Source organism: Glycomyces sp. NPDC021274 (assembly GCF_040641195.1).
Taxonomy (GTDB): Bacteria; Actinomycetota; Actinomycetes; order Mycobacteriales; family Micromonosporaceae; genus Glycomyces.
On the sequence record NZ_JBFADC010000013.1, the window covers coordinates 114,452 to 133,427 of the forward strand.

Below are 18,976 nucleotides of genomic sequence, written 5' to 3' on the forward strand. Positions count from 1 at the left end.
GCCGCGCCGGAGGCTTCCGGCGCGGCCCTCAGGGGTGCGGGTTAACGCGTCAGGTCGAGCAGGAGCTTGCCCCGCACGTGGCCCTGCTCGCCGAGCCGGTGCGCGTCGGCGACTTCGTCGAACGCGAAGACGCGCTCGATGTGCGGTGCGACCCGGCCCTCGTCGATGAGGGCCGCGATGCGCTCGAGCTGGTGGCGGTCGGGGTGCACGAACACCCAGTCGGCGCGGAAGCCGCGCTCGCGCGCCGGCCCGAAGTCGCCCGGGCTCGGCAGCGTGACGATCGCGCCGCCGGGACGCAGCACGTCCAGCGAGCGGTCGAAGACCTCGCCGCCGACCCCGTCCACGACCAGGTCGACCTCGCCCGTCTTCTCCGCGAAGTCGCCGGCCGTGTAGTCGACGACCTCACTGCAGCCGAGCCCGCGCAGCCACTCGTGGTTGCGCGCCGACGCCGTGCCCACGACCTCCGCGCCCGCCCAGGCCGCGAGCTGGACGGCGAAGTGCCCGACCCCGCCCGCCGCGGCGTGCACCAGCACGCGCGTCCCGGCCTCAATGCGCCCGAAGTCGAACAGCGCCTGCCACGCGGTGAGCGCGGCCAGCGGCACCGCCCCGGCCTCGACCAGGCCGATCCCGGTGGGGGCCTTCGCGAAGTGCACCGCCGGAGCGAGCACGTGCTCGGCGTAGGCGCCCGCCGGGAGCGGGAAGTTCGCCATGCCGTAGACCGGGTCGCCCACGGCGAAGTCGACCACGCCCGGGCCGACCTCGGCCACGGTGCCCGAGACGTCCCAGCCGAGCACGAACGGGAACCCGGGCACCATCCCTGAGATCCCGCCGCCCGCGCGGGTCTTCCAGTCCACCGGGTTGAGCCCCGCCCCGGCCGTCGCGACGACCAGTTCGCTCGGCCCGGCCGACGGCCGGTCCACAGTGGTCATCGTGAGCTCGTTCGCCCCGCCGAACCCGTTGACGACGACGGCTTTCGATTCGCTCATGCGCCATTGCCTCTCTTCATAGCGATCGCGCGCCCTTCGCGCGCGAAGTCCTTGAACCGCACGGCGACGGACGCGTCCATCCGCGCGGCCGCCTCCACCAGGTGGTTGCGGGCGGCCGCCAGCAGCTCGGCGGCCCAGTCGGCGTCCCCGGCCTTCACGGCCCGCTCGAGCCGGCCCAGCTCCCTCGTCCAGTCCTCCTCGGTGTGGGCCGCGGCGGCGAGGCTGCGGTGCCCCGCCTCCACCAGCCGCCGCGCCGAGGCGAGCACCGGCAGCTCGTCGGTCGCCGGAGCGGTGGCGACCCCGCCGATCCGCTCCAGGACCGCGGCCACGGCCGCCTCGTCCCGCAGCGCCTGCGCGAGGAACAGCTCCTCGCGGGCCGCGTCCAGCTCGACGGTGATGCTCTTCTCGAAGAACATCTGGTCCAGCCGCGCCAGGGCGACCGCGCCCCGGCCCAGCACCGCCTCGGCCGCCGCGTCGCGGTGGCGCAGGATCTCGGCGATGTTCTCGGCCTTGAACGGGCCGTGGTGGCCGGTCTTCTTGTCCATGAACCGCAGGATCTGCGCCCCGCCGACGCCCACGCCGTCCGTGCCCGTCCAGGTGATGTCGGCCAGGTGGCCGAACCGGAACCCGGCCGAGAAGTACGTCAGCAGGCCCGCCTCGTGCGCCCGGTGCACCAGCGTGACCGCCTGCTCGAACGCCAGCTGCTCGATGACGCACCGGCTCGGGTACGTGTCGGCCGTGCCGTCCCACGTGACCTTGTCGAACCCGGCGGCGGCGGCCAGCTCGATGCCGAGCGACCCGATCGCGAACCGGTCCTCCACGAGCAGCGGCCGGCCGCCGTTGGCGCGCATGGTGGCCGAGCGGTCGTCCACCAGGGGCGTGTTGAGGTTGAACGCCGCCGAGAGCACCTGGCGGTGCCGGTTGCGGCGCACGTTCCCCACGATCGCGCCCATGAACTCGACCGCCTCGGTCGCCGTCATCCGCTCGATGGCGAGCTTGCACTCGGTGATGCCGTCCGCGAACAGCGCCGAGCACGCGGCCGCCGTCGTGTGCACGGTCTTGAGCATCGAGTCCCGCACGGACCCCTCGAACATCGGCCTGCCCACATAGGACGACACCGGCGCGTCCAGCCCGGTGTGCAGGCGCACCCGCGAGATGACCCGGGGGATCGGGATCCGGTAGGGCTCGACCTCCTCGCGGCTCTGCTCGATGCCCCGCTCGAGGTGTTCGACGTGGACGATCACGCCGTTGAGGTAGGAGCGCTCCGTCGTCGTGCCGAGGAGGTGCCCCTCGCCGGGGTCGGTGACGGACATGTACGTCTGCACGTCCCGGAAGCCCGGGCTGCCCCACGGCTTCGCGGGCAGGCGCAGCTGCTCCCCGTCGTTGATCGCGGTGTACGCCAGGCGCACCGCGAGCTTCTCGTCGGCGCTGGCGGCCTTGCGGCTGTCGCGGGACGCGGTGAGGAAGGCGGACACGGACTCCAGGAAGTCCGTCCCCTGCGCCGCGGTGACGCGGACGCCCTCGTCGGTGACGTCGATGCGGAAGGCCCCGCCGCTCACGTCGGCGTCCGGGTCCTCCAGACCGAAGAGCCGGTTGAACTGCTCGCGCAGCTCGGCGGCCCCGGAGCCGTTGTCGCCCAACACGGGCAGGATGCGGTTGAACCGCTCGGCGAAGCCGCTCGCGGCGGCGGGGAAGTCCTCGAGGAGCCCGGACACGAGGACTTCGGCGCGGGCGGTCAGGCCGCGCACGTCGTCGGGGCCGTGGACGGCGAAGGGCCGGCGCTGGGCGTAGTTGTCGTCGGTGCGGTGGCGGCGGGAGAGTGCGGTCCGCTGCCAGCCGCAGAGGTCGACGGCGTACTCGATCACGGTGCGGCGCAGGGCTCCAGTGGTGAAGAACCGGACTGCGGGCGCGCTGGGCATGCTGGTTTCCATGCGATGTTCCTTGCCTCGAAAGGGGGTAGGCAGTCGGCCGACCTGCTTCCTTGCGTGGTATCGGCCGTGGTTCGGAAGCTATATGATGTGAAGGGCAACTGACAGTAGGCACTTCCGCGTCACCTAGTTACCCCCTGGTGACCGACCAGGCTGTCGTCGCGGGAAATCGGCCCGGATTCGAGCGTGATGACAAGTCCCACAATCGAGACGGAGAAGCAACCATGGACGTACTGCACAAACAGGTCGCCCCAGGAGCGACCGGCTCTGATAAGGACGAACATTACGAATCGGCTTGTCCTTGTCGCAGCACTCTCGACCTCCTGTCGAGCAAATGGACCGCCCTTGTGATCGGCGCGCTCGAAGAGCGCACGCACCGTTTCGGCGAACTCCAGCGCGTTCTGCCGGGCGTGAGCAAGAAGATGCTGGCGCAGACCCTCCGCGTCCTCGAAGCGGACGGCCTCATTTCGCGCACGGTGCACGCCGAAGCACCCATTCGCGTCGAATACACCCTTACCGAATTGGGACGCAGTGCCGCAATTCCACTCGCGGCCGTTCGCGAATGGAGCATGAAGCACGCCAAGAGCATCGACCGCGCCCGCCGCGACCACGCCAAGCGGACGGGCATCCCCGCGCCGTAACCCCCGACCGCAGCGGGCTGAGGCCCCGGCACCTTGGAGCCCCGTGATGAGCACCCCGCCCGATCCCCAAGCGCTGTACGACAAGCCGCACTCGGTGGACCTCGCCCAGGTCATGCTGGTGTTCCAGTACTTCATGCTGGTCAGCGTGAGCGTCGGCATCGGCCCCCGGATCTTCAACTGGGTCAAGGGCGAGACCTCCGGGGTGCCGTTCCTCTCCGACATCGAGGCGGCCATCGACATCGGCACGAGCTTCCCGATGGCGGTGGTCCTGCCCGCGCTCGTGCTCTACACCGCGCCGTACGTCGCGGTGGTCCTCGCCCTCGGCCTGGGCCGCAAATGGGCCCGCGCCGCCGCCGTCGTGGCCGCCCCGCTCAACACCTGGATCGGCATCGTCGCCGTGGTCCGCACCTACGGCGAGGTGTGGGCCCTCATCGTCGCACCACTGTGGATATTCGTGGCGCTCTGCGTCCTCGGCGGCCTCGCCTCGCACACCGCCCGCCAGTGGTTCCGCCAGGGCGGCTGGGAGCCCTGGTACCTGCGCTACGAGATCGACCAGATCCAGCAGGTGCGCCGCCGCTCCCGCCCCCGGCCCCGCCGCCGGCGCCGCTACCGCACCGCCCACGACCCCAACCAGCCCGACGCCGACTAAGTGCTACTCGGGACTCGTCATCCGCGCCAGCACGACACCGGCCGAGATGAGCACGACCGCCGCGATGCGGCCCGCCGTGACCGGGTCCCGGTTGACGACGATGCCCAGCGTCACCGCCCCGACCGCGCCGATCCCGGTGAACACCGCATACGCCGTCCCCGTGGGCAGGTCGCGCATGGCGACCGCGAGCAGGAACGCCGCGAGCCCCATGAGCGCGATGCACAGGACGCTCGGCCACAGCCGCGTGAACCCCTCCGTCGGCTTGATGCTCATGGCCCAGGCGATCTCCACGACTCCGGCGGCGATGAGGAACCACCAGCTCACAACCAGCCTCCGATCGCGCGAGCCGCTTCCAGCGCCGCCGCCCGCGACCGCTCGTGCTCGTCCCGCCGCCCGGCCAGCGCCGGGTCGAGGAGCGCGTTGCACATCTCCGTGCCGACGAACACGGCGTCCTCCACGTCGAAGTGACCGGCGAAGAAGTCGCGGAGGTACCGCTCGTGGTGGTCGAACGGCTCCCGCGGCTTGCCGGGGCCGTACGCGCCGCCTCGGGCGTAGGCGACCACGAACTGCTTGCCGGCCAACGACATTCGCGGGAACGTCACCTGGTCGATCCAGGCCTTGAGCACCGCCGGGATGGAGAAGTTGTACATCGGCGCGGCGATCAGCACGGTGTCGGCCGCGACCAGCTCATCGAGCAGCGGCTGCACGACGGCCCAGGCCTCGGCCTGCTCCGGCGTGCGGACGGCCTCCGCGTACCGCGCGGGATCGGTGATCTGGTGTTCCAGCACGTAGTCGCAGAGCTCGGTCCAGGCTTCGCCGATGGGCGGCGGGGGGTCGAGGGTGAGGTCGCGGTGCAGGTACGCCTCATCGGGATGCGCTTGTTGCCACGTGGCGGTGACGGTGTCGCCGAGCTCGCGGCTGAACGAGTTGCGGCGGACGCTGGCGTCGAGGTGCAGGAGCACGGTTCCTCCTCAGTTAAACGGACACGATGTCCACTTATCTTCGAGCATAACCGGGCATCCTGTCCACATCTTGTTAGGATCCCCACCATGAAGCCCGAGCGCGCCGACGCCGCCCGCAACCGCACCAAGGTCCTCGCCGCCGCGGCGGACCTCTTCGCGGCCAAGGACCCCCGCGCGGTCACCATGGACGACATCGCGAAAGCCGCCGGCGTCGGCCGCGGCACCCTCTACCGCCGCTACCCGGATGTCGCCTCCATCGCGGTCGCCCTCCTGGACGAGCACGAGACCGCCCTCCAACAGGGCTTGATGTCGGGCCCCCCGCCCCTCGGCCCCGGAGCCCCGCCCGCCGAACGCCTCGCCGCCTTCTACACCGCCATGGCCGACCTCCTCGAAACCCACGGCCACCTCGCCCTCGCCACCGAAACCGGTGGCCGCCGCTTCGAGATCGGCGCGTACGGCTTCTGGCGTGCGCATGTCCTCTCCCTACTCAGGGCAGCGTCCGTTCCCGCCCCCGAGGCCCTCGCCGACACCCTCCTCGCCCCCCTCGCCCCCGAGGTCTTCACTTATCAACGCGCCCAAGGACTCTCGCTGGAGGAAGTCAAGACCGCCCTCACCCGCCTCACCACGGTCCTCATCTCCTCCTAGCAGCATCCGTGCAACGTGACGGGCGAGCGCTGGTCGGCGCTCAGTAATCTGTCCCCGTGACCAATTCAGCAAGAGGAGCGTTCGCCGTCATCGCGGCCGTGATCGGCGTTGTCGCGAGTGTCGTCGGGATCATGGTCGGCGTCCAGCAGCTGCGCGGCAACGGCAATCCGAGCAACTCCGCGGCAGAGACCGGTCAACCCCAGTCCGATCAGGCCGCCGCTGAAGACGAGGCCGGAGCGACTTCGGAAGCCGCCGCGAACGAGACCGCCTGGGCCCCTGAGAACACGGGCGCCGAGCTCGTACTGACGACCGTCCGCGACGGTGCGGGGGACTGCCAGTATCTGCACGTCGACTTCGACGCCGCGTTCGAAGGCACGGTCCAGCCCGTTGCGACCTCCGCCCTCCACGCCGAGCCGACCGACGATCTGATCTGGAACCCCTGCGAGAACACCAGTTCCACCGTCCTCGCCTCGCTCACCAGCGCAGGCACAGCCAAGGGCGCGGCGATCGAGGTGGCCTCGCCGACCCCTGAAGACTGCATGGACGCGGTCAATGCGGCCGGAGGCGCGAACGCCACGCTGAACCTCGAGTACAGGGCGATGGACTCCGGACTCACGGGCCTCAGCGCCGGCACGTCGCTCTGCATCTGGAACGTCGAGACTTCCCGCCTGACCATCGCCTCCTCGGAGGGGATGGAGATGAACGAGACCTACGACCAGGTCGTTCAGTACTGGGTGACGACGTACCTCCAGGGCTGAGCACTCGACGAAGGGAATCCGGTTGAGCGACTGGGCGATCGACGAGCAACTGCTGCGCGAGCTCCTGGAGGAGCAGCACCCCGACCTGGCCGGCCTGGAACTGAAGGCCGTTGACGGCGGCTGGTCCAACCAGATGTGGCGCCTTGGCCCCGACCTGGCGGTCCGCGTGCCCCGCACGGAGGGCGCGCCCGAGCTGCTGGCGCGGGAGTACCGCCTGGTTCCCGGCATCGCGCCGCGCCTGACGCTCCCGGTCCCCGTGCCTGCCCGGCTCGGCCAGCCGACCGAGAAGTTTCCGCACACTTGGCTCATCACCACCTGGGTTCATGGCACGCCCGCCGACATCGCGCCGATCACCGATCCCGAATCGGCCACCGTGCTCGCCGAGTTCCTTTCCGCACTCCATACCGAAGGGCCCGACGCAACCTCCGCCAACGACGGCCGCGGCACACCGCTCGAAGCGATGGGCGAGCACTTCGAGCACGCGCTCCAACGCCACCCCGATGTCGACGCCGACCGTGCTCGCGCCGTCTGGCGTGCCGCTCTCGAAGCGCCCCAAGCAGATCAATCCGACGTTTGGCTTCATGGCGACCTGCACCCCGCCAATGTCGTTGTCGAGGACGGCGCGCTCGCGGGCGTGATCGACTTCGGCGACGTCTTCGTAGGCGATCCCGCCGTCGACCTCGCCGCCGCCTGGATCCTCCTGCCCGACGGCGCAGCCGAGCGGTTCTTCAACGCCTACAAAGCAGCCGAGGACTCCACGATCCTTCGCGCTCGTGGCCGGGCGCTCATCAAGACCCTGGTCCTGCGCGACATCGGTATCGCCGGGGAACGCGGCCAGCTAGGCGGCAAGCCGACCTGGAAGCCCGCTGCTGAGGCGGCCCTTGCCCGCATCCTGGGCTGACCCCCAGGGCCTTCAGTAGGTCCAGTGGAGGAGGTCCGTGCCTTCAGGAGCGGGGATTTCGAGCTGGAAGGTGCCCGAGTCGGCGACGGTGGGCGGGGCTTCGAACGCGATGTGCCCCGCTATCGACTCTCCTTCGGGGACAGTGCCATTGAGCATGGTGCCGACCGGTCGGATGGAGGTCTGGTACTCGATGCCGTTGGCGTCGATCAGGGTCGGTGACACTGCAGGCTCGGCCCAGAGGCCGAACATGAACGTCATCTCGCCCTTGACGACCTCTACTCCGACGGTGAACACCACGAATTCGGACATGCCCTCGGTGACGGCTTCGACCTCGGTCACCACGAAGTTGAACTCCAAGGCCGTTCCCCCGCTCGCATCGGGGTACGAAATGCCGAGCGCTGAGTCCATCCCGACCGGCAACACGGAGGCAGGCTCGGGGGGTGCCGTGCTCTCGGCCTCGGTGGGGGCGTCGGTGGCCTCGACGGACGCCGAGGCTGAGGCCGATGGCTCCGAAGGCGTTTCCGCACCGTTGGAGCCGCATGCTGCGAGCAGCAATGCGGCCAGCGGGATCGACAGGACGCGGTATCGCATGGCTGCCCCTATTCGGCCTCGGTTTTAGCGGGAGACGAGGATCGTAGATCGCCCGAGCCGGGACCGGTCCCGATGCGACCAGGTGCTTGAGACCGCCGTGGGCTGACCGCGAACAGACGAACGGCCCCGCCTGGAGGCGGGGCCGTTCTGTGTTCTGGGTCGGGCTACCGGTCGGCTCGCTGGAGCAGCGCGGTGAAGTCGGCGGTCTTCAGGTCGAAGATCGGGGAATCATCGCCAAGCTTGCTGTCACGGACCTGGAAGCCGGTGCCTGCGGGGCGAGCCTCAATGCAGTCGCTGTTCTCTCCACCTTGACTGCGACTCGACTTCCGCCACGGAGCGACACGCAGCTCAACGCAGTCACTGTTCGCGGTGCCTTGGCTCCTGCTTGACTTGCGCCACCCATCCTGGCTCATCGCTTGAACTCCTTCACAGACTTGGCTGCTGAGAACCCTCCCTCGAGAACCTGGCTGTACTTGCCCACGGCGTCGCTGTTCTCATAGAACCGGTGCTCGTAGGGGCTCTCCAGATAGACGATGCTGGGATCCTCGCTGTTCCTGAAGGATAGTACGGAGAAGGGCACTGCCAAATTTCGATACGGCCCGTGCAATTCCGGCAGGAATCTGACCGTCACGTTGGGGTGCTCATCCAGTTGGATCATGTGGTTGAGCTGACCTGCGTCGCACCCGCTCCGAAGCACGGCCTCGGTGACCAGGAATCGCAGTCTGATGGAGTCGAGTCGATTCATGAGCTCGGCCTGGCGGGCGAGGCGGTTGTTGATCAGCACGGGGATGCGGTCAGGTGCCGCATCGCCACGCTCGAATACCCGCCGGACATAGTCCTCGGTTTGGAGCGGGCCCGGCACGAACATGGTCTCGAACTTGTCGATGCCGACTGCCAAACGCTCGAATTCGACGTAGGCGTCCCACCCCGAGTTCTCGATTGCGTGGCTGGGCTGGGCCCAGATCTCGTCGTCCACGAAGCGCCAGATGCGCTCCAGCTCGAACCGCGTCTGCCTCGGTGCTCCGTAATGCTCGGCGAGCCTGCCGATGACCACGAAGGTCACCCGCACCTTGACTCCAGCCTCGAGCCGCTTCAGCGTCCGGGTCGACCCCACGATCGCCGCGGCTTCCTTATCGGTGACTTTGATTCCCGCGAGTTCCCTTTGCGCCTCAAGCTCTCGCCCGACCTGCCTGCGAAGTTCAGATGCCGTAGACATCAACTCAGTATCGCAATCACCACGGAATGTGCAACCTCAAGAACCGCCGGGTTCCGGATGGCAGTTTGGCAGCCCGTACTGCCATATTCCTATGGCACAACGATTCTCATCTGTCGGATTGCCAACAGTCCTACCTGGTGTTTCACCTTGAGACAGTGCCCGGTTCTCCCTACTGTCGACGCATCACCACCGAACCGGATGGAGGAGAGCCAGTGATGCGAGAGGAATTGAGTGCGCGACAGGGAGCGCCGGATCCGCTGACTCGGGGACAGTTCAGCGACGGGCAGCGCTATTTCACCGTCCGCGCTTCGAGCGCCGAAGTGCCGGACTCGTTCCAGGTGTACGCGGGAGGCGACCCGGCGGACATCGTGGTCGTGGTCTCGGGCCTGGTGTCCTGGAACCTCAGGGCCACATGGGGAGACGGCTGGCGCACCGCCAGGGCCGAGTGGAAGGCGTGGTTCAAGGACCAGGCGTTCATGGTCTTCTACAACGGCCGGCCTCCGGCGTCCGGGAATGTCCGGGTCTGCAATGGCTGAAGCCGGAGACGAGTACCTCGGCGAGTTCCAGCGCGGACCCGCGATCTTCACGGTCTTCCGAACTGCCAAGGACCCCAAGGTGATCCGGGTCGACTGCCGCGACAACGGCGGCGGACCGAACCCGGCGGCCACCTTCGAAGAGGGCATCGGCGAATCGCCGTACTGGCACGGCGCCTGGAACCGCGACCGGTGGTGCCCCTGGATCGTCGCCGAGACCCGCAAGCTCGTCAAGAAGCCGCACTGAGGCGGGAGCGCCCCGGCCCGGTGATGCTCCAGGCCCGGACCGCGTGAGCGCCCCGCAAACGGGCCGACCGATTCAGGTGGGGATCGGTCGGCCCCCGTTCCACATGCGGCTCAGCCACGCGGAATGCGTTTGAGACTTGTCCACATCGGTAACTCATGGCGGCATGTCGTCCACCCCGAACGTCCGCAGAGCCGCCTCGCGCGCGGCCGACAGCAAGCCGCTGGAACTCCTGGCACGCGGCGGCTTCATCGCATACGGCGTCATCCACCTGCTGTTCGCGTGGCTGGCGCTGCAGGTCGCCTTCGGCGAATCGTCCGGCGAGACCGACCAGTCCGGCGCCCTGAAGACCCTCGCGCAGCAGCCGGCCGGAGAGCTCTTGGTCATCGCAACCATCATCGGCCTGGTCGCGATGGCCGTCTGGCAGGCCTTCGAGGCGGCGATCGGGGAGAGCGGCCCGCAGGACCGGACCGCGATCGCCGAGCGCGTCGTCTCCGGCTGCCGCACCGTCCTCTACGCCTACTTCGCGTACCTCGGCTACAAGGTGGTCAGCGGCGCGAACGCGTCGCAGTCGCAGAGCCAGCAGTCCTCGGCGTCATCCATGATGGACTCCGGCGGCGGCCGGTTCCTGCTCGGCCTGGCCGGTGTCGTCGTGGCCGGTGTCGGCGTCGGCCTGGTGATCTACGGGCTGACGAAGAAGTTCACGAAGCACCTCAACACCGGGCAGATGGACCCGGCGGTGCGCCGGACGGTGCAGCGGCTCGGCATGGCGGGGTACACGAGCAAAGGCGTCGCGTACGGCCTCGCCGGCGCATTGGTCGTCTCCGCGGCCGTCACCTACGACCCGGAGAAGGCCGGTGGCCTCGACGCCGCTCTCAAGACGCTGGCCGGGACGGTTTGGGGGCCGTGGCTCCTCGGCCTGGTCGCCCTCGGCCTCGCTTGCTTCGGCGTCTACTGCTTCTTCCAGGCCAAGTACCGGAAGGTCTGACCTGTCCCGAGCGCGACCCGGGTGCACCGGATTGTGGAGGAATCCTTGGTGAGGCTAAGGTCACAGGGGCAGTCGAGTGGAAGGGAAGTGTCGTGCGCAGACTCAGGATTCTCGCGGTGGCGTCGGTCGGGCTCTTGGCGTTGGGGGCCTGCGGGAGCGAGCAAGGGGCCGCGATGTTCGTGGGCGACCAGCGCGTCACGGAGGCCACGCTCGACAGTTATGTGGACGCCGAGATGAGCTCGTACTTCGAGCAGGGCGCCACCCTCGCCGACGTCAGCTACGGGGACAGCCGCCGGCAGGCAGCGTTCGTCGTGCTCTTCGCCGAGCTCGGCAAGGCGATGGGCCTGGAGGCCCCCGACACGAACAACGCCGCCGACGAAGTCGAGGCCCTCTACATGGAGGCCGGCAAGTACTACGACGAGATCGCGGCGGCCGCCGAGCCGCGCGAGCTGACCGACGCGGAGCTCGAAGGGCTGAACGCGGCCGTCGGCGGCGACCAGGAACTGCTGCAGCGCGTGGTGGAGGGCTGGCTCGCCTCGCAGCAGCTCACCCAGGAGCAGCTGGCGGAGTTCAACATGGCCGCGCAGGCCGACCCGACCGTGATCCAGCAGGTCGTGCAGATGTGGGGCGAGGAGCAGGCCGGCTTCGCCGACGACCTGAACGGGTACATCGCCGAGTACGACATCGCCGTGAACCCGCGCTACGGCGCGCTCGACATCAGCCCGCTCGTGGGCGTGTTCACCGTCGAGGTGCCGCAGCGTTGAGCGAGATCACCTGGCTCCTGACCTCCCCGCGCATTCCCGCCGGGCTGCTCACCGTCGAGGCCTGGGACGCCCTGCAGGACGCCGAGGCCGTGGCCGCGTTCTTCGAGAGCCCCACCGTCGAGGCCGTACGCGACGCCGGGATCGAGGTCGAGCTCGTGGAGGACGCCGCCGAGTTCATCGAGACCGGCGGCGTCTGGATCGTCGGCGATGAGGGCGACGAGGAGCTGCGCGAAGCCCTCGCCGAGTACGTCGCGGGCGGTGAGGTCGAGCTCGAGATCGTCTACGGCTCTTGGGATCCGCCGGGCGCGCGCCTGCTCGACCTGGTCGAGGCCGTGGCGCGGCTGCACGCCGAGGACGGCTGCCCGTGGCATCACGAGCAGACCCACCAGACGCTCGGCCCGTACCTGCTCGAGGAGTCGTACGAGGTCCTCGACGCCATCGCCGGGGGCGACCCGGACGAGCTGCGCGAGGAGCTCGGCGACCTGCTGTTCCAGCCGCTGCTGCACGCCTCGCTGGCCGAGGACTTCGACATCGACGAGGTCGCGGGCGACCTGGTCGAGAAGATCATCCGCCGCCACCCGCACGTGTGGGGCGACGCGGACCCGGACGACCTCTACCAGCACTGGAACGAGGCGAAGGCCGCCGAGAAGCCGCACCGGGACCACCCGGCCGACGGCGTCTCCCGCCAGCTGCCCTCGCTCTCCTTGGCCGCCAAGGTGATCGAGCGATTCCACGACCAAGGCGAGGAACTGGAGCTGCCGGACCTGCCCGAGGGCCTGAAGCTCGAGGCCGACGAGGTCGGGGACTTCCTGCTCGCCGCCGTGGCCGCGGCGCGGGCCGCCGGGGTCGATCCCGAGCTGGCGCTGCGCAAGTCGATCACCGAGCGGGCAGGGCTCGAACGGCTCGATCCGCAAGGACACGTCGCGGAGTCGATCGAGCATTAGGAGCTGTGCGAGCAGCCACACAGATCTTCAAACCTGAACTTCACAATATCGTTCTGCTGGCCTTAACAATCGTCGTTTTCTTTGCTACGGTCGGTCGCATGCCATCCGGTGACGCAAGTGACAGAGGCCCGCAGGGCCCGGCCACCCAGGTCAAGGCAATGATCGATCCCAGCGGGGACCTGAGCTTCGGCTCGCCGACCCCCGCCGAAGGGACCGACCTGTGGAACCTCGCCCGTGAGGCGGGGAACCTCGACGTCAACAGCAGGTACGCGTACCTGCTGTGGTGCCGCGACTTCGCGGCCACCAGCATCGTCGCCCGCGACCCCCGAGGGGAAGTCGCGGGCTTCATCACCGGCTACCGCAGGCCCGAGGCGCCGGACGTGTACTTCGTCTGGCAGGTCGCGGTCGCACCCGGCCACCGCCGCCGGGGACTGGCTCGGACCATGCTGGACCATGTGGTCCTTCGCATGCGCTCCAACGGAGTCCGCTACGTCGAGACGACGGTGACTCCGGACAACAAAGCGTCGATGCGCCTGTTCGAGTCGTTCGCGGAAGCGAACGGCGCGGACCTGACGCGCGACGTGCTGTTCTCTGAGCGTGAGCTCGGTTCCGGCCACGAGCCGGAGGTGCTCCACCGCATCGGCCCACTGGCCGGTCCGGTGCCTTCGCTCGACGGCCCGCTGCCGGACTGAGCCAGCCCTACCCGGGCATCGACACGTGCCGGCCCGGGTATGCGCCCGGCAGGCCGTGCCCACGGCCGCCGGGAAGCGGAGAACAGCCAACAGGCCGACCCAGAAGAGATCATGCAGGTTTTCGAACAGGTCGAATCAGAAGTCCGCTCCTACTGCCGCAACTGGCCCACGGTGTTCACCACCGCGAAGGGCAGCCGCATCGACGACGAGCAGGGAAGGTCGTACATCGACTTCTTCGCCGGTGCGGGCTCGCTCAACTACGGGCACAACCACCCCGTGCTCAAGGAGGCCCTGCTGGCCTACCTGACCGAGGACAACGTCGTCCACACCCTCGACACCTACTCGGGCGCCAAGCGCACCTTCCTGGAGACCTTCCGCGACGTCGTACTCGCGCCCAGGAACCTCGACTACAAGGTCCAGTTCCCCGGCCCGGCAGGGAACAACGCCGTCGAGGCCGCGCTCAAGCTGGCGCGCAAGTACACCGGCCGCGAGACCGTCGTGTCCTTCACGAACGGCTTCCACGGCATGACCCTCGGGGCCCTCGCGGTCACCGGGAACTCCATGAAGCGCGGCGGGGCGGGCGTCCCGCTCAACAACGCCGCGACCATGCCCTACGACAACTACATGGACGGCCAGACCCCCGACTTCCTGTGGCTGCGCAGCCTCCTGGAGGACTCGGGCTCCGGCCTCGACCAGCCCGCGGCGGTCATCGTGGAGACCGTGCAGGGCGAAGGCGGCATCAACGTCGCCACCGACGAGTGGCTGCGCGGGCTCCAGGACGTGTGCCGCGAGCACGAGATGCTGTTCATCGTCGACGACATCCAGATGGGCTGCGGGCGAACGGGGCCGTTCTTCTCGTTCGAGCGGGCCGGGATCTACCCGGACGTCGTGACGCTCTCGAAGTCCTTGTCCGGCATGGGACTCCCGTTCGCGCTCACCCTCATGAAACCGCACCTCGACGTGTGGGAGCCGGGGGAGCACAACGGGACCTTCCGCGGGTTCGCGCCCGCGTTCGTCACCGCCACGGCCGCGCTCGAGACCTTCTGGCGCAATGACGACTTCACCGCCGGCGTCGACCGCGACGGGGCCTGGCTCGACGAGGAACTCGCCGACATCGCCGCCAGCCACGCCGAACTGGGCATCACCACCCGCGGCCGCGGCCTCGCCCGCGGCATGGTCTTCGAAGACCCGGAGCACGCCGGCCAGGTCTGCCAGGAGGCCTTCGCGAACGGCCTGCTCATGGAGACCTCCGGCGCCCAGGACGAGGTCGTCAAGTTCCTCCCGCCGCTCACCACCACCCGCGCCGACTTCGAAGAGGGCGTCAGCATCGTCCGCGAAGCCGTCGCCGTGGTCGAAAAGAACGCCGTCGAGAAGGACACCGCCGCCAACGGCGCGCTCGGAAAGGCGACCGCATGATCGTCAGAAGGCTCGAAGACCTCATAGGCACCGAAGCCGACGTCGAAGGCGGCGACCGCGACCAGGCCACCGGCACGTGGCGCTCGCGGCGGCTCCTGCTGGCCCGCGACGGCGTCGGCTTCTCGCTCCACGACACGGTCCTGTTCGCCGGGACCTCCACCACCATGCGGTACGCCAACCACGTCGAGGCCGTGTACGTCATCGAAGGCGCCGGCAAGCTCCGCGACCTGGAGACCGGCGAGGTCCACGCGCTGGCGCCGGGCACGATGTACCTGCTCAACGGGGGCGAGCGGCACACGCTCGACGTCGAAGAGGACCTGCGCTGCGTCTGCGTGTTCAACCCGCCGGTCACCGGCCGCGAGGTGCACGACGCCGACGGCACCTACCCCCTGCTGACCGAAGACTAAGCCGATCCGTGCGCCGCATGCCCTGCGGCGCAGTGAGGAGCGAACGACGATGCAGTCCACCGACCTCTACCCGACACGGCGCTTCAAGGAACCGCGCCTGGTCTACCGCACCGACGACCCGGCCGTGTGGGGCCGCCCCGGCGACGGGCCGCTCACCGAGGCGCAGCTCGACGCGCACGAACTCGACGGCTTCACCGCCATCGAAGAGCTGCTCGAACCGGCCGAGCTCGCCGCGGCCCAGACCGAACTCAACCAGATCCTCCAGGACCCGTCGCTCGACGGCGACGAGCGCGTGATCCGCGAGCGCAGCACCGCCGAGATCCGCTCGGTCTTCGACGTGCACCGCCTCTCGGAGCACTTCGCCGCGCTCATCCGCGACGAGCGGATCGCCGGGATCGCCCGCCAGATCCTGGGCTCGGACGTGTACGTGCACCAGAGCCGGGTCAACTACAAGCCCGGGTTCGGCGGTGCCCCGTTCGAGTGGCACTCGGACTTCGAGACCTGGCACGCCGAGGACGGGATGCCGCGCATGCGCGCGGTCAGCCTCTCCTTGGCGCTGACCGAGAACTACCACTTCAACGGCTCGCTGATGATCATGCCGGGCTCGCACCAGACGTTCGTGTCGTGCGTCGGCGCGACCCCGGAGGACAACCACAAGGCCTCGCTGGTGAAGCAGGAGGTCGGCACGCCCGACCACGATTCGCTGCGGATGCTCGCCGACAAGCACGGCATCCACCAGTTCACCGGCCCGGCCGGTTCGGCGATCTGGTTCGACTCGAACTGCATGCACGGCTCGAACGGGAACATCACGCCGTTCCCGCGCTCGAACCTGTTCATCGTGTTCAACAGCGTCGAGAACGCCCTGGAAGCGCCGTTCGCGGCCGAGAAGCACCGGCCGGAGTACCTCGGCTCCCGTGGGCATTCGACCGCTCGGGGTCACCGGGGTAGCGGTCGACGGAGATGCGGATCAGGTAGCGCGTCACGGGCTCCTCGCCTGTGTTCCGCAGCAGCCGCCGCATCGTGAGCCGGTAGCCGCGACCGTCGTACTGGAGCCGGGCGGCGTCATGCTCGACGACGAGGGCAGAGCCGGTCGCGTACGGCTGCTCGGACCTGCGCGGAGGCGGCGTGGCTGCGGGAGGACGCCGGGCCTGCCCCTCCCTGGCCTTGGCCTGCTCGTAGTCGCACCACCGTCGCCAGATCGCCTTCCCTGCGTTGAGGGCCTCGTCGGCGAGCCGGGCGAACTCCTCACGGGGCCGGTGGCGGCCAGATTCCACGTGGCTGACGTACGACGGGTCGAAGCCCATGGCCTGCGCTAAGGCCCGCTTGGACATGCCCCGCACTTCCCGCCACCGCGCGACCTCTGCCGCGAAGTTCTCGGCCGCCCGTTCAACGGTGATCTCGTCTTCCTGCGCGTCCATCGAAGCCCCGCCCCGCGTCCTCGTTGGTGAGCATGAATGAACCGTGAGTGATCCCAGTTCATCATCCCGTCACGGCTCACGTCGCCGGTTTCCTTCCCTCACCGCCCCGGATCGACCCTTCCGGGCAGATGAGGGAGGCGACGCATCATGCGCGTGCTGTACCTGCTCAACATCTCCAACCCTGACCGGCTGTCCGCGGATTCGGGATGGATCTTCGCGGACCTTCTCGCCCCCGCTCTGGCCGATGCCGGCGCGGAGGTGACCGTCGCGGCTCCGGCTGCGGCCGGGGACGCCCGCTGCGGCTTCCACCAGACAAAGGTGCCGGGGACGAAGTACCGCGCCCGCTTCTCCGCGGACATCGACGAGCTGGTGGCGCTGATCCGCGCCGAGAAGCCGGATGCCGTCGTGGCCAACCAGATCGAGGAAGCCCCGGCAATCCGCACGGCCCTGTTGGAAGCCGGATCGGACGCGCTGCTGGCCGGCTACTGCCACTACCTGCCGTTCTCCTTCAGCGGTGGCGGTCAGCTCCTGCTCGATCCGTCGTTGAACGACGTGGGACTGGGGCGCCCGGTGCTGCTGGCGTTCGCCGCCGGACTGGCGGCCTGCGACCGGGTGATGGTCCACTCCTCGACGGCCGCCTCATGGCTGTCGGCCGCCGCCGCCCGTATGACGGTGGACCTCGGTGACCGGTTGCGGGTGGTGCCAGCGCCGCGTGACGAGCGGCTGGTTCGGGACCCCGTCACGGTCCACCGTCGGCAGGGCGCTGTGGCGATCGGGGTCTACAACCACCGGCTGTACGCGCACTACGGGACCGAGCGGTTCGTGCGCCTGGCCCGCGACATGGTGGCATCCGGTGCGGTGCATCTCCGGGTCATGGATCTGTTCGGCCAACGCAGGGCGGCTCGTACGGGACTGGACGGCAGCCCCGAGCGGATGCGCGACCAGCTCGCCTCCCTGCCACACGTCCAGGTCGTCTCCGACCGAGGTGACCGCGTCCGCTACAGGAATCTGCTGGCCGACACCCGCTTCGGCATCGCCCCGTTCCGCGCCGGCTGCCCCTGGTCCATGAGCGTGATCGACTGCCAGGGCATGGGCCTGCCGGTCATCGCCCCGCGCCTGGGCTGGCTCGCCGAGCACATCGACCCCGAGCTGTGCTTCACCACTCCAGCCGAGGCCGTCAGCCTGGCCGAACGACTGGCCACGGACGACGAGTTCCACGCCGTGCACGCCAAGCGGGCTCACGCCTCCACTGCCGACTTCGCTCCCGACTTGGTCGCCGGCCGCTACTTGGAGGCGCTCTCGTGACCGAATTCGATGCGGTCTTCCTCTCCTACGACGAGCCGATGGCCGACCGCCTGCACTCCCGGCTTCAGCGGACGCTCGGCGGCACGGTCAAGCGTTTGCACGGCGTGCACGGGATGCGGCGGGCCTACCGGCTGTGCGCCGAGGTCGTTGACCGCGAGCAGTTCTTTCTCGCCGATGGCGACTTCGCCATCGACACCGGATTCGCCCCGGCTGCCGTCGAACCGCTGGGCGAGAGCGTGTCGATGCGGGTGTGGCGGGCGGTCAATCCGGTCAACGGCCTGGCCTACGGCTACGGAGGGCTGAAGCTGATCCGCCGCAGTGCCCTGCGCGAGATGGGCGAGGCGGTGGATGTGCTGGCCGCGCTGCCCGGCCGTGTCGAATTCGCCGAACAGGCCGCGGGTGTCACTCGGTTCAATCAGAGCCCTTTCCATGCCTGGAAGGCTGGTTTCCGCGAATGCGCGATGCTCGCTCGTGGCAGTGAGTACGGCATGGCGGACGAGGACGCCCGCCACCGGGTAGCGGCATGGATCAACAGCCACGACGGGGAGTTCGCCACCTACGCCGCGGCAGGAGCCCGTGACGGCGTCGCCTTCGCACGTGCGGCTGCCCACAACCCGAAGGTTTTCGACCACCTCAACGATCCGTCCTGGCTGTGGAGCAGGTTCGCCGCCGCCCACGGGGATCAGGCGGTGGCCGGATGACCGGCGGCCCCCTTGTACTCATCGAGCCGTACGCCGACCGCTTGGGCGGGCACCATCAGCGCACGCTGGTGGCACTAGCCCAGGCTCGGCCCGGCAGCCTGGTCATCGCTCCGAACGGGATCGCCCGCGACGCGGTCACGGCCCTGCGCAAGGCAGGAGCCCGGCTGGTGACCGCACCGACTGGGCGCTTGGCGACCGTGCTGCTGGCCGCCTCCCGGCTCACGGCCGGGCTCTCGACGATCGGTCAGAGAGTCTTCTGCTCGTGCCGCTGGCCCCGCCGCCTGCGG

Annotated in this window: 23 protein-coding genes and 2 pseudogenes; 17 read left to right on the forward strand and 8 right to left on the reverse strand. The window is 69.1% G+C overall.

Annotation, left to right across the window (positions count from 1 at the left end; all coding sequences use genetic code 11):
* Positions 1 to 41: 41 nt before the first annotated feature.
* Both AB0I03_RS23015 and AB0I03_RS23020 read right to left on the reverse strand, forming a co-directional pair.
* Positions 42 to 986 carry an NADP-dependent oxidoreductase gene (locus AB0I03_RS23015; RefSeq protein ID WP_360416102.1) on the reverse strand — a complete coding sequence of 315 codons (945 nt, stop codon included), beginning with the start codon at positions 984 to 986 and terminating at the stop codon, positions 42 to 44.
* Entirely contained in the window at positions 983 to 2,917 is a 1,935-nt protein-coding gene (locus tag AB0I03_RS23020) for a hypothetical protein (RefSeq protein WP_360416104.1), read from the reverse strand. Before AB0I03_RS23020 ends, AB0I03_RS23015 begins: the two co-directional genes overlap by 4 nt.
* A gap of 221 nt (positions 2,918 to 3,138) precedes the next feature.
* Between AB0I03_RS23020 and AB0I03_RS23025 the strand changes: the two genes are divergently transcribed.
* Positions 3,139 to 3,555, forward strand: coding sequence for a helix-turn-helix domain-containing protein (locus AB0I03_RS23025; protein WP_360416106.1), 417 nt, complete (start codon positions 3,139 to 3,141; stop codon positions 3,553 to 3,555).
* A gap of 46 nt (positions 3,556 to 3,601) precedes the next feature.
* On the forward strand, positions 3,602 to 4,204 hold the full coding sequence (locus tag AB0I03_RS23030) for a hypothetical protein (RefSeq protein ID WP_360416108.1): 603 nt from the start codon (positions 3,602 to 3,604) through the stop codon (positions 4,202 to 4,204).
* Positions 4,205 to 4,207: 3 nt separating this feature from the next.
* Here AB0I03_RS23030 and AB0I03_RS23035 read toward each other — a convergent pair whose 3' ends face one another.
* Positions 4,208 to 4,528 (reverse strand): multidrug efflux SMR transporter, encoded by a 321-nt coding sequence (locus AB0I03_RS23035; RefSeq protein WP_360416110.1) that lies wholly within the window; start codon positions 4,526 to 4,528, stop codon positions 4,208 to 4,210.
* The gene (locus AB0I03_RS23040; RefSeq protein WP_360416112.1) at positions 4,525 to 5,166 is read right to left on the reverse strand and encodes an NAD(P)H-dependent oxidoreductase; all 642 of its coding nucleotides are present in this window, start codon (positions 5,164 to 5,166) and stop codon (positions 4,525 to 4,527) included. The genes AB0I03_RS23035 and AB0I03_RS23040 overlap by 4 nt, the downstream gene beginning before the upstream one ends.
* Before the next feature lie 87 nt (positions 5,167 to 5,253).
* On the opposite strand from AB0I03_RS23040, the gene AB0I03_RS23045 reads away from it, so the two are divergent.
* The 3 genes from AB0I03_RS23045 to AB0I03_RS23055 are packed head-to-tail and all read left to right on the forward strand — an operon-like array spanning position 5,254 to position 7,470.
* Positions 5,254 to 5,811, forward strand: a complete 558-nt coding sequence (locus AB0I03_RS23045) for a helix-turn-helix domain-containing protein (RefSeq protein WP_360416114.1) — start codon at positions 5,254 to 5,256, stop codon at positions 5,809 to 5,811.
* A gap of 56 nt (positions 5,812 to 5,867) precedes the next feature.
* Positions 5,868 to 6,569, forward strand: a complete 702-nt coding sequence (locus AB0I03_RS23050) for a hypothetical protein (RefSeq protein ID WP_360416116.1) — start codon at positions 5,868 to 5,870, stop codon at positions 6,567 to 6,569.
* A 22-nt stretch (positions 6,570 to 6,591) separates the two neighbouring features.
* Complete coding sequence (locus tag AB0I03_RS23055) at positions 6,592 to 7,470, forward strand: aminoglycoside phosphotransferase family protein (protein ID WP_360416118.1); 879 nt, start codon at positions 6,592 to 6,594, stop codon at positions 7,468 to 7,470.
* A gap of 12 nt (positions 7,471 to 7,482) precedes the next feature.
* On the opposite strand, the gene AB0I03_RS23060 is transcribed toward AB0I03_RS23055, so the two are convergent.
* The 3 genes from AB0I03_RS23060 to AB0I03_RS23070 all read right to left on the reverse strand — a co-directional run bounded on the left by AB0I03_RS23060 (position 7,483) and on the right by AB0I03_RS23070 (position 9,277).
* On the reverse strand, positions 7,483 to 8,061 hold the full coding sequence (locus AB0I03_RS23060; RefSeq protein WP_360416120.1) for a hypothetical protein: 579 nt from the start codon (positions 8,059 to 8,061) through the stop codon (positions 7,483 to 7,485).
* A 164-nt stretch (positions 8,062 to 8,225) separates the two neighbouring features.
* A complete protein-coding gene (locus AB0I03_RS23065) occupies positions 8,226 to 8,474 on the reverse strand; it encodes a DUF397 domain-containing protein (RefSeq protein ID WP_360416122.1) in 249 nt (82 codons plus the stop codon).
* The gene (locus tag AB0I03_RS23070; RefSeq protein ID WP_360416124.1) at positions 8,471 to 9,277 is read right to left on the reverse strand and encodes a helix-turn-helix transcriptional regulator; all 807 of its coding nucleotides are present in this window, start codon (positions 9,275 to 9,277) and stop codon (positions 8,471 to 8,473) included. The genes AB0I03_RS23065 and AB0I03_RS23070 overlap by 4 nt, the downstream gene beginning before the upstream one ends.
* Before the next feature lie 215 nt (positions 9,278 to 9,492).
* On the opposite strand from AB0I03_RS23070, the gene AB0I03_RS23075 reads away from it, so the two are divergent.
* The 9 genes from AB0I03_RS23075 to thpD all read left to right on the forward strand — a co-directional run bounded on the left by AB0I03_RS23075 (position 9,493) and on the right by thpD (position 16,289).
* Entirely contained in the window at positions 9,493 to 9,813 is a 321-nt protein-coding gene (locus AB0I03_RS23075; RefSeq protein WP_360416126.1) for a hypothetical protein, read from the forward strand.
* Positions 9,806 to 10,057, forward strand: coding sequence for a hypothetical protein (locus AB0I03_RS23080; protein WP_360416128.1), 252 nt, complete (start codon positions 9,806 to 9,808; stop codon positions 10,055 to 10,057). The genes AB0I03_RS23075 and AB0I03_RS23080 overlap by 8 nt, the downstream gene beginning before the upstream one ends.
* Positions 10,058 to 10,220: 163 nt before the next feature.
* A complete protein-coding gene (locus tag AB0I03_RS23085; protein ID WP_360416130.1) occupies positions 10,221 to 11,042 on the forward strand; it encodes a DUF1206 domain-containing protein in 822 nt (273 codons plus the stop codon).
* A gap of 92 nt (positions 11,043 to 11,134) precedes the next feature.
* Complete coding sequence (locus AB0I03_RS23090; RefSeq protein WP_360416132.1) at positions 11,135 to 11,806, forward strand: hypothetical protein; 672 nt, start codon at positions 11,135 to 11,137, stop codon at positions 11,804 to 11,806.
* Positions 11,803 to 12,750, forward strand: coding sequence for a MazG family protein (locus AB0I03_RS23095; protein ID WP_360416134.1), 948 nt, complete (start codon positions 11,803 to 11,805; stop codon positions 12,748 to 12,750). The genes AB0I03_RS23090 and AB0I03_RS23095 overlap by 4 nt, the downstream gene beginning before the upstream one ends.
* A 158-nt stretch (positions 12,751 to 12,908) precedes the next feature.
* Positions 12,909 to 13,442 carry a diaminobutyrate acetyltransferase gene (gene ectA / locus AB0I03_RS23100; RefSeq protein WP_360416136.1) on the forward strand — a complete coding sequence of 178 codons (534 nt, stop codon included), beginning with the start codon at positions 12,909 to 12,911 and terminating at the stop codon, positions 13,440 to 13,442.
* Between the two features lie 111 nt (positions 13,443 to 13,553).
* A complete protein-coding gene (gene ectB, locus AB0I03_RS23105) occupies positions 13,554 to 14,858 on the forward strand; it encodes a diaminobutyrate--2-oxoglutarate transaminase (RefSeq protein ID WP_360416138.1) in 1,305 nt (434 codons plus the stop codon).
* Positions 14,855 to 15,265 (forward strand): ectoine synthase, encoded by a 411-nt coding sequence (locus AB0I03_RS23110; protein ID WP_360416140.1) that lies wholly within the window; start codon positions 14,855 to 14,857, stop codon positions 15,263 to 15,265. The genes ectB and AB0I03_RS23110 overlap by 4 nt, the downstream gene beginning before the upstream one ends.
* A gap of 49 nt (positions 15,266 to 15,314) precedes the next feature.
* Positions 15,315 to 16,289 carry an ectoine hydroxylase gene (thpD, locus tag AB0I03_RS23115; protein ID WP_360416142.1) on the forward strand — a complete coding sequence of 325 codons (975 nt, stop codon included), beginning with the start codon at positions 15,315 to 15,317 and terminating at the stop codon, positions 16,287 to 16,289.
* Between the two features lie 175 nt (positions 16,290 to 16,464).
* Here thpD and AB0I03_RS23120 read toward each other — a convergent pair.
* A pseudogene (locus tag AB0I03_RS23120) lies at positions 16,465 to 16,683 on the reverse strand (helix-turn-helix transcriptional regulator); the annotation flags it as partial.
* 147 nt (positions 16,684 to 16,830) lie between these two features.
* Here AB0I03_RS23120 and AB0I03_RS23125 point away from each other — a divergent pair.
* The 3 genes and pseudogenes from AB0I03_RS23125 to AB0I03_RS23135 form a co-directional block, all read left to right on the forward strand.
* A complete protein-coding gene (locus tag AB0I03_RS23125; RefSeq protein ID WP_360416144.1) occupies positions 16,831 to 17,988 on the forward strand; it encodes a glycosyltransferase in 1,158 nt (385 codons plus the stop codon).
* Positions 17,985 to 18,689, forward strand: coding sequence for a hypothetical protein (locus tag AB0I03_RS23130; RefSeq protein ID WP_360416146.1), 705 nt, complete (start codon positions 17,985 to 17,987; stop codon positions 18,687 to 18,689). Before AB0I03_RS23125 ends, AB0I03_RS23130 begins: the two co-directional genes overlap by 4 nt.
* Positions 18,686 to 18,976: pseudogene (locus AB0I03_RS23135) on the forward strand (hypothetical protein); the annotation flags it as partial. The gene AB0I03_RS23130 and the pseudogene AB0I03_RS23135, both read left to right, overlap by 4 nt.